This window comes from Halovenus aranensis (assembly GCF_900100385.1).
Lineage (GTDB): Archaea > Halobacteriota > Halobacteria > Halobacteriales > Haloarculaceae > Halovenus > Halovenus aranensis.
Genome location: NZ_FNFC01000027.1, coordinates 1 through 11,672, shown reverse-complemented (window position 1 = coordinate 11,672; position 11,672 = coordinate 1). Strand labels below are relative to the sequence as shown.

The window sequence follows — 11,672 nt, the reverse complement described above, 5'->3', positions numbered from 1 at the left end:
CTGCTGGCGCAGGGAGTCGTGCCGATTGCACCGTACAATCCACGCAATACGGACGACCCGCTGGACATCGATTACAGGGTCGAAGATCGCATCGACGAACACGCTGAAGACATCAGCCTCAAGCAGTCAGTGCTCGACGAGACGTACGAACACCGGACGCAGGTGGAACGAACAAACGAAGCCTGCAAGGATTGCGGCCTCGGGCACGTCCTCGCCCGAGGCCGCGTCCACGCACGAACACAGGTGTTCGTGGCGCTTTGTCTCCGTGTGATCGTCGCAGTCACCAACTACGAACAGGGAGACAATCCCGGGCGAACGAAGCTCAAAACCCTGTGAACGATTCTATGACACGCTCATATTAAATAACAGAGGGAATATATGAATTCCGACGTAGAGTTTCGTTCCAACCACTGCTACTTTGCCATGACAGGTGAGATCAATCTAAAATAGCTGAAACTATAAGAACTGATCTATCACCACAAAAGGTAACTTGACAACTTTCTCCATTCGGTGGTAGAATAAGCCTGAATAGTACATTACGCTACCTCAATGTGATTTCCCGTCGGTGATCTGCGTTTCAGATTTTACACCCATCCGTTCTAGTTTAGTGCGAAAATTCACCACCGTCTGCTGATTAGATATCGTTGGTACTACTGCTGTGAGAAACCCGGTGGAAGTTATGGCATACTCACCACCGGATTCGGTAGTAGTTGAGCGAATCCAAAGAGCGTTTCCCTCCGATGAATTGCGCGACCGCGGTCGCGCAATGACGGAGCGTGAACGGAAATTCGACTTCGTCGCACTGTTCTACACGCTCTCGTTTGGATTTGCTGCTGGGTCAGATCGATCTCTTCAGGCGTTTCTTGAACGCTACGTCGAAATGGCTGACTGCAATTCACTCTCTTACGCCTCCTTCCACGAGTGGTTCTCACCGACACTCGTTGCACTCCTCCGAGAGATCCTCGATGACGCCATCGAGGATCTCGACCCCGGCAGAAACGAACTCAGAGGCCGTCTCGAACACTTTCGAGACGTTCTCATTGTTGACGCAACGTTCATCTCACTCTATCAAGACGCCAAGGATGTCTACAGAGCAACCGGTGACGATCAAGCCGGACTGAAGTTGCATCTGACCGAATCGCTCTCATCTGGTCTTCCAACGCGATTCCGAACGACCGATGGAGCAACTCATGAACGGAGTCAGCTACCCACCGGCGAGTGGGTAGCTGACGCCCTCATCCTCTTCGATCTGGGTTTCTACGATTTCTGGCTGTTCGACCGTATTGACGCCAATAACGGCTGGTTCGTCTCTCGCGTGAAGTCCAATGCTAACCCGAAGGTCGTCGAAGAATTACGGACGTGGCGAGGGAACAGTATCACGCTCGAAGGGAAGTCGCTGAAGGCCGTCCTCGACAATCTTCAGCGACAGGAAATCGACGTTCTCGTTGAGTTGGAGTTCGACCGCAAACGTGGTTCTTCAGCCACCGCAACACGCCAGTTCAGGTTGGTTGGGCTGCTCAACGAAGACGAAGACGAGTACCATCTCTACTTCACGAATCTGCCGCGTAAGGAGTACTCCGCGCCCGATATCGCACAGCTCTATCGGGCGCGGTGGGAGGTGGAGCTCCTGTTCAAAGAGCTGAAATCGCGGTTCGGACTCGACGAGATTAACACGACCAAACCGTACATCATCGAGGCGCTGATCATCATGGCGGCAATTTCGCTAATGATCAGCCGCGAGATTGTGGATGAACTCCACAAGCTGGACGCTCAGCGAGCTGACGCCGCGGACGCCGACGAGTCGGCGTCGCGGCTTCCTCCTCGTCGTGGTTCGCTGGCGGTTGAACGGCATGCACATCTGATCCAGTTGTACCTGATGTGGAGTTGGGCTACGAACTGCCGGATCTCGACGAGTTGTTGCTGTGGGAATCACGGAATCCAAACCCACACAGGGAACGGTTACGGGAAGAGGTTGAATCAGGTGAGTTCGCCTTTGACCGCCACTAAACTAGAACGAATGATTTTACACCTTCTCAACATTGTAGTTGAGGTGGTTTAGAAGGGGAGATCTCCCAACAATCGAGTAGACCCGTTTAATGCTGTTACGCGTCGGTAAGAAGAAAAACTAAGTACTTTCGTGATTAGGAACTATCTAGACTTGATTAGACAGATATCTAACAGGGGGGACCTGAAAAACGCTATATCTCAAACGCGGTGGTATACGAGTGGGGAATATCACGCTTTCAATGGGGAAGGTGGCAAAACAAATTCAGATACATCACCTCTATGGTATACAGTTGCTAACCGTGTCGTTCAGAAACGTAATTGGTAGCAGTTCATAGTGGAGGTGGGATAAAATGTCATCAGAAACCACACAAGAGGATGCGATATCCGAGGCTGAGAGGGACCGTGACAAATCGAAAATTCAAATAAAAACAGAAGTAACCGATTCACCGATCATCGGACTCTACGTTACTCACGACACTAACGCAGACGAGGTCGCTGGTGCTATTTTACGGGCGAACCGTCAAGACTTCCCGGTAGTTGTTGCCCATAATGAAAATCCTGGAATAGAACCGGTTTCTTTTGCTCGCCAGCTTCAAGTAGAGGTGGTTGATCTCGCTGGTCATTCGCATGCTGAGAATCCTAAAGATGCGCTAAATGAACTAGCACGATTATCTGGATTTCCAAGCCTCATCTGGCAAGCTGACCCGGCTGACCGCATTGATTTTGAGGCGATCACCGACTCGATATATTCCTTTGATGAATACGTTATTGATCCACCGACAAGACCAGATGTTGATTCTGATCCGCATGTTCTCGTTGCAATCCCGGCGTATAATGAGGAAGCAACGATTGATACGGTAGTCAGGGAGGCGAACCCGTATGCTGACGAAGTAGTTGTCATCGATGATGGAAGCTCTGATCAAACTTCTGAGGTGGCTGCTGAGGCAGGAGCCACGGTAATTGAACATGAGCACAACCAAGGGTACGGTGCTGCACTAAAGACTGCGTTTGAGGAAGCAGCCAAGAGCGATTCCGACCATCTAGTCATTCTTGATGGTGACGGGCAACACGACGCATCAGATATTCCACAGCTTGTGAGCGAGCAGAACAGTACTGCTAGCGAAATCATAATCGGTAGCCGGTACACCAGTGATGGATCGACGGATGCACCTCTCTATCGCCACTTCGGGTTATTTGTAGTAAATCTTCTGACAAACTTAAGTTTCGGAGTTCTCAGGCCAAAGTCTTGGATCAATGACACTCAGAGTGGGTTCCGAGCTTACAACAAACAAGCTATCCAGAGTTTAGCTGAGGATGAGAGTATCGGCGACAGAATGAGTGCTAGCACTGATATTCTCTATCATGCTCACAAAAACGACTATCATGTTCGGGAAGTCGGGACTACTATCGAATATGAACTTGAGAATACGAGCAGTCTAAACCCAGTTTCACATGGCGTTATACTAGTAAGTAATATTTTAAAAACTATCGAGCAGGAACGGCCAATAACGGCGATGGGTGTCCCGGGCTTCGTGACCGTGTTTTGTGGTCTTGGATTCGGGTACTGGACATTTTCGAACTACATTTCTACCGGGACATTTCCACTCGGACTAGCAATTATCTCCGTGTTTTTTGGACTGACGGGATTATTGGGTTGCTTCACTGCTATCATTCTGCATTCATTGCAGCAGCATTTATCTGAATAGGTCATCTTCAGATGTCCGAAATACAGTATTGCCCTCACTGCGGTACGGCATTAAAACAAAGAGAGATTGAAGGTCGCAGACGGTACTATTGCATTAGTTGTGAGAGAACTATTTATCGAAATCCAAAGCCTTGTGCTGGTGTTCTTGTAGTTGATGGGAACAAGGTCTTGGTTGTAAAGCGTGGTAAACCACCGGCAGTAGGGGCATGGAGTCTACCTGCAGGATATCTTGAGGTTGATGAGAATCCAAAGGAAGCAGCAGTTCGAGAGTTGAGGGAAGAAACAAACCTCTCTATCTCAAAATCCGACATAGAATTATTCACAACCCATTTTGTAAGCAATTCTGGAAATCACAATGTTCTAGTACTTATTTATAAGACTAGATACGATTTGACCGATGGTTTACCTCTTGCTGGCTCAGATGCACTTGATGTCTGTTTTTTTGATCCCTATGACTCCCAAGACTTGCAAATTGAATCTGGATACTTACCGATTTTCCAGCAAGCCGTTGAAAGCAATCAATCAACCGGCTTAAATCAATAGCTATAATTATATCAAGCAATCAAATTCAGTAGAATGGTTGGCACTTCTCGGGTTCTTCTAGATGAATGGCCGATCGATAAACAGGTTTTTTTGACCCTTGATTTAGAGTGTGATTACGGGACGGCAATTCAAGAGAATACCTACGAAGCAGCCCGAGAAACACCTAAATTAGCCTCAATTCTGGAGCAGTATGACGTCCCACTTTCTTGTTTCTTGCAGACGGAATTGCTGGAGAGGTCTCCCCGTGCAGTTGAGGGGTTAGAAGATGCTGGCGTACCTGTTGAATTCCATGCGCACTCCCATACTCACCCTTCACGCGATAAAGCGGATGTCGAATATGAAATTCAGGAAAGTGTTACGCGAATTCGAAGCAGATTTAACAACGATAATATCGGCTTTCGATTTCCGGATGGGGCCGCCGATCCCGGTGATTATTCGGTCCTTTCGGAACACGGTATCCCTTTCAGCGCTAGTCTTTTTCCGTCTTGGCGTCCCGGTCGGTTCAATAACACAGGAGAATCGCTTACGCCCTTCCGGGATATGAATTCAAATATAATCGAGATTCCGTTTACTGTCTACTCATCCAGTATTCGAATTCCTGTATCTCTATCGTATTTAAAACTCGTGGGAAGACTTTTCGAAAAAATATTATACCAAAATCCTCCGACTGTGGTTATTTTTGATATGCATATGCATGACTTTGTTACTCCTCATGCTTTTTCGAAGCTGCCGAAAGCCTATCAGTTAGTATATTCCCGCCGACAGGAGGCTGGTTTCAGTATCTTCCGTCGCTTCATTCAAGAACTACAAGATCAGGGATACACGTTTGAATTAGTTTCCGAGTTACACTCAACTTTGGAGGAGTCATTCGATGTCTAACGATTCGAATTCTGTTGGTGTGTACATTGTCACCGTTGACGAGTATTATTATATACCAAAGTTCTTGCATGATGTTGTGGAAGCTAACGATATTAATATATCAGGAATTACTACTGTTTCCCCCTCATTGGGAACACAAAATATGCCCTCTTTCTTGTACGATCTTCTGCGGGTATTTGGACCTCGGGTATTCGCTAAACATCTTATGTTTTATGGGAAGTATGCAGCGATTGATAGACTCAATCGAGTTCTCCGAAGAGGAGCTGCATATTCGCCGAAGACTCTCGCACTACGCAATGGTATCGACTATCGACACGTAACTGATGTGAATGCGAACTCACATACTGATCACGTAGCACAAAAAAATCCTGACGTGCTTGTTTCAGTAGCGGCAACCCAAAAGTTTGAGTCTAAATTGCTTTCTATACCCACAAAAGGCGCAATAAATATCCATTCTTCTCTACTTCCGGAATATCGTGGTGTTTCCCCTAGCTTTTGGGCACTGCTCAATGAGGAAGAGAAGACGGGGATTACTGTTCATTATATGACTGAAGAAATTGATTCGGGGGATCTCATTACACAACAACCGTTAGAAATTCGTGAGTCAGACTCGTTACACTCCTTGAATACTCGGGTTGCGCAATTGGGATCAGATACCCTGTTAAGTGCCTTGAGAGATATAAAAAATGATTCAGTGAATTCCCGCTCAGTAGATCCTGAAGAAGGAGAGTACTACTCAATGCCGGAACGTGAGGACGTTTCTAAGTTTTTGTCCCGTGGAAATACCTTCTATTGATCTCCTAGCAATAGAGCGAAATACTCATTTATAGAATTTTGCTTAGTGAAGCGTGTCTCGAATGCTTTCCTCGCGTTAGCACCCTGTTTCTCCACTAGTTTTGGATTTTCTATCCATTCTTCCACAGCAGCTACAATCCCTTGTATGTCATTTTGCGTTACTTGAACACCAGCATCAAACTTACTGACAATTCTTGCTTCATCATCTTCGGGATGGGAGATTACTAAGACAGGTTGGCCTGCTGCAAATGATGTATATAATTTACTCGACACACATACTCCTTTCATACCTTCACTGACTGAAACAATCGAGACATCACCACTCGTAAGCGAATATGGGAGGTCTTCAAAATCCTGGTACGGCAGAAATTTAATTGAGGTACCGATGATATCAAGTTGAGAGGCAAGATCTACAATCTCATCTTTTTTATCTCCTTCGCCAATAATGACGAATTCCACATTTTCTTCACTGAGTTCGGCAGCAGCTCGTACAACTGTCTCCAAATCATGATTGTCGCCGATATTGCCTGAATAAAGAATCGTAAATGGCTCAACTAAACCGTGTTCTTGGGAAAACCAATTGTCTTCTTTCTCTCGAGGTTTGATGAAATCCGGGTCCTCCCAGTTATGAATAATTTGAATTTTCGACTCATCGATTTGCTCTCCAGACTTATTTATTATTAAATCCTTCATTGTTGGCCCAAGGGCCACGATGTGTTTTGCCCTCAGGAATACTGACTTGTGGAGTCTGGACCACAGTTTGTCGACGACACCACCTTCGTTGATATGGCCCGGCGCAATAGCCATCTCCGGATAGACGTCGTACACGATATAGGTGTATTCCCATCCTCGTATTCTACACACTAACCACATGGCAATCGGAAGAAACGGTGGATTCGAAACGAAAATAATCTCTCGCTCCTGGTCTGACCGACTGAAGAGTAAAGTGAAAAACATCCACGCTGTGAAAACGGTCCAGTTGAACAGTCGTCGCGGAAGTCCCGATTGTCGAACTTGGGGTGCCTGAATCCGTTTAATGAGAACACCTTCATGGGTACTGACTCTGGGTTGTTTTTTGTTCTCCCCGCTATGATAGTTCGGCTGACCCGTATAAACTGTCATGTCGAGTCCCCGCTCTTCCAATCCGACTGCGAGATCCGTCATCAGTTGCCCAGTTGATGCGGTGTCGGGATGAAAATACTCCGTAACGAGGACAAACTCTTTGTCAGTCTCTCCCATAGAATCTCTAGTTAGCGCTCGTGAAGCAAGGTTTCGAGATTTTCTTGAACGTATTCTTTACCCCGGTTATTCACATACCAGTCCAGGGTTTCACTGATACCTTCCTCTAACGTGTACTGGGGTTCCCAGCCCAGAAGTTCCTCGGCGCGCGAGGTGTCAGCAGCACGGTGGCGTACGCCAACGGGCTTGTCGGTCATGTGGTTGATATTATCCGGGTACCAGTCGAGATGTTCGAAGATCTGTTCAGCGACTTCGTTGATGGTGATATATTGGCTGATCCCCGCATTGACCGGCGTAGCGTCAGTGATATTCTCTGCAGCGAGGCGGAGAGCGCGGGTGATGTCCTTCACGTAGGTGAAGTTTCGTGTCTGCTCGCCATCGCCCCAAATCTGGTAGGGGTCCTGTTCGGCGTACGCCTTGGCCATCAGGGCGACGATGGCATGCGTTTCGTTTTCGCGGGGACCATAGGCCGTGAAAATCCGAACCATGCTGGCGTCGATATCGTACTGCTCCTCGTAGGCCTGCAATGATCTCTCTCCCATGAGTTTAGCCCAGCCATACACTTCGTCCGCATAGGCACCACCACGTTCATCGAAGCTCACCATATCCTCTCGGAGTCGCCGTTTTTCTTGCTGGATATCGGTTGGATACGTACAGGCACTGGAGGCGAAGGTGATGCGGTCCACACCGTTCTTGACGGCCGCCTCATAGACGATATTGTCCAGTGCCATGTTTGTGGCACAGTTTGCGGGATAGTTGGCGATGTAACCACGGCCGCCGTGGTCGGCAGCCAGGTGAAAGACGGTGTCCATCTTCTCTGTCGCCTTGTCCGCAAACGTCCAGTGCTTGAGATTCCCGTCGAGGACTTCGATTTCCTCCTCTACGGCGCGAAGGTTCTCGTGCTCGCCGCTTGAGAAGTCATCGGCTACACGAACGTTCGCACCAGCATCCACCAGTTCCTCAACCAGATGGCTCCCAATAAACGATGCCCCGCCGGTCACTAGAACGTTCTCGTTCTTCCAAGAAGTCATTCGTCAGCACCTCCGTCAGCTACTGCGGGTTGTTTAGTTCTTTCGAGCTCTTCTTTGGCCCACTCGTACACCTGTTGGAGTCCCTCCTCTAGCGGTGTACTGGGTTCCCATTCGAGTTCTTTTTTCATCTTCGTCATGTCGCAGGCATACTTGTCTGTCCCTGTCGGCTTGGAGAGGTCATGGTCGATTGTTAGATCCTTCCCACTGATATCGATTATCGTTTCGGCAAGTTCGTTGATTGTGACGACTTCCTTTCCGTTTCCGAGGTTAATTGGTTCGCCATCTGTCTTCTTTTCGATGGCGTGGAGCATCCCTTCGACGAGGTCTGTTACGTAAATAAACCCTCGTTCCTGGGTTCCGTCACCGAACAGTTCGATGGAACCTCCATCAGGTTCTTCGATCACTTTACGGCAGAGGGAAGGGATGACATGGCTGTCACCGGGATCGAGACTCTCTCGCGGGCCGTAGCAATTAAAGATTCGGACCGAACTGGTCTTGATGTCACAGTCGTCGTAGTACGCTTGGCAGGCAACCTCGCCGAGCACCTTTGCCCAGCCGTACGTACTGTGAGGATTGGCAGGAATGGCCTGGTCTTCACTGAAGCGATTGAGGTCGTCGTGTTGTTGTCGATAAATGCAGGCACTGGAGGCGAACAGGAAGCGTTTAATATCATTAATCCTAGCAGCCTCCAGCATATGCTGGTTCATTAGTACAGAAGGGGTAAGGCCACCTACATTCTCCCTCTGGATATAGTGGATCCCACCAACGCTCGCCGCAAGATGGAATACATAATCTACCCCTTCTGTGATCTCCACACAGTTCTTGTGGGTTGTGAGATCAACTGCACGAAACTCGATTTCGTCGCGCAGGTGGTTGATTTTCTCGATGTCTCCTCGAGAGAAATCGTCTGCGACAGTGACATTTGCTCCGAGGTCAACGAGCCGCTCCGTCAGGAACGAACCGATGAATCCAGCTCCACCAGTCACTAGAACACTCTTATTATTCCAATTCAGTTTCATCACTACTGAGAATGGAATTCTATCACACCAATAAGCTTTCTATTTTAGCTTGGTAAATTATTACTAGACCACGGTTAGAGGATAGATGTGATGTTTCATGGATTCATAGATAACCGAGATTTTCTAATCGCGATTCGACATCGTTGTCTACTGCATCAACGAAATCATGGGCATCCACGTCAAGTGTGTCTAGCCGATCGAGGACAGCAGACTTAACCTCTTCTGCTTCAGGATGTTCAGAAACGGATACCTGTTCGAATTTTCCCTTGCGTAAATCGAATAACCGGTGTTCGTTATGGATTTCATCCCCTTCGTAAAGCCACTCTTCGGACCTGGCACCGACGATAATATCACCTTCAACCTCATGTTCGGCCATAATATACTTCCGTGGTGCGTCTTTTCCTGGGATCTGTCCTTCGTATCCGCTCGGAATTTCGAGATTAAGTGTATCGTGTATGAGGGGCGGAATGTCCAAGAGACTCACCAACTGGTCGGTAGCTTCTTCTAGATACGGTGGTCCATTTGAAACGATTAGTGGAACACGAAGCAATTCATCGTACATCCGCTCGGGTTTGCCGTACTGATCAAATTCGCCGAAGAGTTCCCCGTGATCTGATGTGAGAATTATCAGTGTCTCCTCGTAACGACCGGACTCTTTCAAGTGGGTAATGATCCGCGCGATTTGTTCGAGTGTATAATCAATTGCTGCTTTGTAGAGTTGCTTGAGTTTGTGTATCTCCTCCTCTGTGAGTGTTTCAGGATTTCGGAGCAAATCGGAATACCACTCTGAAACCTCTGTCTGGGTAACATCGGCTACGCCATACTGTTTCCGATACGTTTCGGGCGGAAAGCACGGATGGTGAACGTCCATGTAGTGAACCCAACCGAAAAATGGGCTTTCCGTCTCAGCAAGCCAATCGATTGCGTCGTTAGTGATGACGTCAGCACTTACGTATGGTCGAGGCTTGCCTTTGATGAGCTGGTACGTTTTCTTTATGAAATCAGTGATATGGAGTGTTTCATCGATTCGCCTTAGTTTGGGATTGTTGATTTCGACGCCTCTCGGGAATACTTTAGTTGCAATTCCCATGAGTGGGTTCTGATAATCTTCGAACCTCTCAAACCCCACGTCATAATTAAAATGGCGAGAAAGAAATGGGTTACACTGGAAACCGCCGGTGGTGTATCCTGCCTGCCTTTGACGATGACTGAGCAATGGACGCTCCTCTGTCAGCGGCCCCAGTCCGCCATAAGAGAGTGGCATCGTTCCAGTTAACATGGCGGGGAAAGATGGCGTTGTTCCCGGCCCCGTGGCGAACGTTTTTCCAAAGTCGTCTCCATTGTCACGGAGAGTCGATATTATTGGGAAAGAATCGTCGCTTAAGACATCTAACCGAACCGAATCAATCGTAATTAAGAGGGAATTCTTGGTCATTATGCAGTCTTTTTCATCGCGTACCATATATCATTTGATAATGATTAGAGACCTCGGATAAAAGAATCTCAGATTGTCATCCGGGAGGGGTGTTAATTTTCGATCAAAGTGTTGCGGAGTACAGCGTGGGTTGTGAGCCTGCTTTCTGTTTATTCTCAGCTCTTGTTAGGGAAAACGGTAGGTGAACAGCGTGGTGGACTTCAGCACACCGAACCATACTTCGATGAGCGAGTGATCACCCCACGTTTCTCGTTTCCCTTCATAATGGAAGATTTCAAGAGTTAGTCGTACTGGAGACCGCGGTCAGATAGAATCTCCGACTGCTCGCGGCAATATTGCACCGTTTTTTGAGAAACAGGAATGCATTGAGGGTGGACCGGACGGGAGAGACCTCATATGCAGCACTTCGAAGGCATCTATAGCAACAGCAGCCCACCGTAGATCTCTTCGGCCTCAATCTCCAGTTTGATTTCATCAACCACGGCTATCTCCCGCCGGTCACGATCGGGTTCAAACAGGTGCTTCATACGATGATACCAGTGGGTAGCGACGTGACAGACATCGACAAATAATTCAATCCGTCGAAACGGACAATTCGCCGTGGTAGATGAGGACAGTGAGGATACGACGTTCAATCGGCGTATCTTCGTGGTAACGCTCATGGGTAGAGGATTGTTGGTAGCATCATAGCGCAGTTTCAAGGATGGTTTTGAGCGCTTCATCGCCGGGTTTGCGACGGACGCGTTTTCGAAGCTGTAACGCTCTGAGGTAGGGTGTGAGTTTGTCTTTGGAGATTCCTCGATGGGGCGAGAGCCACCGTCGCGCCAGCGACGCGTGGCTCTCGCACGTGTTGACATGCATGTCGCCATCAGCGTATTCACCCTCGCCGTGGACGACGTACTGGCGGTCGAATGCGTCGTCCTCGTCGAGTGGCTCGTACGCTCGAAAGCCGTCAGTGTAGACCGTCAGCGACTCCTCTTTGCGGTCAGCAAGCAGGAGTCGAATCGTCGATTCATCAG

At 48.2% G+C, this 11,672-nt stretch carries 10 protein-coding genes and 1 pseudogene; 6 read left to right on the top strand and 5 right to left on the bottom strand.

Annotation, left to right across the window (positions count from 1 at the left end):
- The 6 genes and pseudogenes from BLR34_RS15920 to BLR34_RS15895 all read left to right on the top strand — a co-directional run.
- Positions 1-336: transposase (locus BLR34_RS15920; protein ID WP_143414197.1), on the top strand; the 336-nt coding region annotated here is incomplete at its 5' end.
- Between the two features lie 343 nt (positions 337-679).
- A pseudogene (locus BLR34_RS15915) lies at positions 680-2,007 on the top strand (IS4 family transposase).
- A 350-nt stretch (positions 2,008-2,357) separates the two neighbouring features.
- Complete coding sequence (locus BLR34_RS15910; protein WP_092704818.1) at positions 2,358-3,713, top strand: glycosyltransferase family 2 protein; 1,356 nt, start codon at positions 2,358-2,360, stop codon at positions 3,711-3,713.
- An 11-nt stretch (positions 3,714-3,724) separates the two neighbouring features.
- On the top strand, positions 3,725-4,255 hold the full coding sequence (locus tag BLR34_RS15905; protein ID WP_092704815.1) for an NUDIX domain-containing protein: 531 nt from the start codon (positions 3,725-3,727) through the stop codon (positions 4,253-4,255).
- 33 nt (positions 4,256-4,288) lie between these two features.
- Positions 4,289-5,134 carry a polysaccharide deacetylase family protein gene (locus tag BLR34_RS15900; RefSeq protein ID WP_092704813.1) on the top strand — a complete coding sequence of 282 codons (846 nt, stop codon included), beginning with the start codon at positions 4,289-4,291 and terminating at the stop codon, positions 5,132-5,134.
- Entirely contained in the window at positions 5,127-5,930 is an 804-nt protein-coding gene (locus tag BLR34_RS15895; protein WP_092704811.1) for a methionyl-tRNA formyltransferase, read from the top strand. Before BLR34_RS15900 ends, BLR34_RS15895 begins: the two co-directional genes overlap by 8 nt.
- Here BLR34_RS15895 and BLR34_RS15890 read toward each other — a convergent pair.
- The 5 genes from BLR34_RS15890 to BLR34_RS15870 form a co-directional block, all read right to left on the bottom strand.
- Entirely contained in the window at positions 5,924-7,168 is a 1,245-nt protein-coding gene (locus BLR34_RS15890) for a glycosyltransferase family 4 protein (protein ID WP_092704808.1), read from the bottom strand. The genes BLR34_RS15895 and BLR34_RS15890 overlap by 7 nt on opposite strands.
- 11 nt (positions 7,169-7,179) lie before the next feature.
- Positions 7,180-8,199, bottom strand: a complete 1,020-nt coding sequence (locus tag BLR34_RS15885) for an NAD-dependent epimerase/dehydratase family protein (RefSeq protein WP_092704806.1) — start codon at positions 8,197-8,199, stop codon at positions 7,180-7,182.
- Positions 8,196-9,218, bottom strand: a complete 1,023-nt coding sequence (locus tag BLR34_RS15880) for an NAD-dependent epimerase/dehydratase family protein (protein WP_092704804.1) — start codon at positions 9,216-9,218, stop codon at positions 8,196-8,198. Before BLR34_RS15880 ends, BLR34_RS15885 begins: the two co-directional genes overlap by 4 nt.
- Positions 9,219-9,321: 103 nt before the next feature.
- Entirely contained in the window at positions 9,322-10,653 is a 1,332-nt protein-coding gene (locus BLR34_RS15875) for a sulfatase (RefSeq protein WP_092704802.1), read from the bottom strand.
- Between the two features lie 684 nt (positions 10,654-11,337).
- Positions 11,338-11,672: transposase (locus BLR34_RS15870; protein WP_176765360.1), on the bottom strand; the 335-nt coding region annotated here is incomplete at its 5' end.

Excerpts from the sequence above, each read along its gene's own strand:
- BLR34_RS15910 (WP_092704818.1), top strand. The coding sequence starts at position 2,358 with ATGTCATCAGAAACCACACAAGAGGATGCGATATCCGAGGCTGAGAGG.
- BLR34_RS15905 (WP_092704815.1), top strand. The coding sequence starts at position 3,725 with ATGTCCGAAATACAGTATTGCCCTCACTGCGGTACGGCATTAAAACAA.
- BLR34_RS15900 (WP_092704813.1), top strand. The coding sequence starts at position 4,289 with ATGGTTGGCACTTCTCGGGTTCTTCTAGATGAATGGCCGATCGATAAA.
- BLR34_RS15895 (WP_092704811.1), top strand. The coding sequence starts at position 5,127 with ATGTCTAACGATTCGAATTCTGTTGGTGTGTACATTGTCACCGTTGAC.
- BLR34_RS15890 (WP_092704808.1), bottom strand. The coding sequence starts at position 7,168 with ATGGGAGAGACTGACAAAGAGTTTGTCCTCGTTACGGAGTATTTTCAT.
- BLR34_RS15885 (WP_092704806.1), bottom strand. The coding sequence starts at position 8,199 with ATGACTTCTTGGAAGAACGAGAACGTTCTAGTGACCGGCGGGGCATCG.
- BLR34_RS15880 (WP_092704804.1), bottom strand. The coding sequence starts at position 9,218 with ATGAAACTGAATTGGAATAATAAGAGTGTTCTAGTGACTGGTGGAGCT.
- BLR34_RS15875 (WP_092704802.1), bottom strand. The coding sequence starts at position 10,653 with ATGACCAAGAATTCCCTCTTAATTACGATTGATTCGGTTCGGTTAGAT.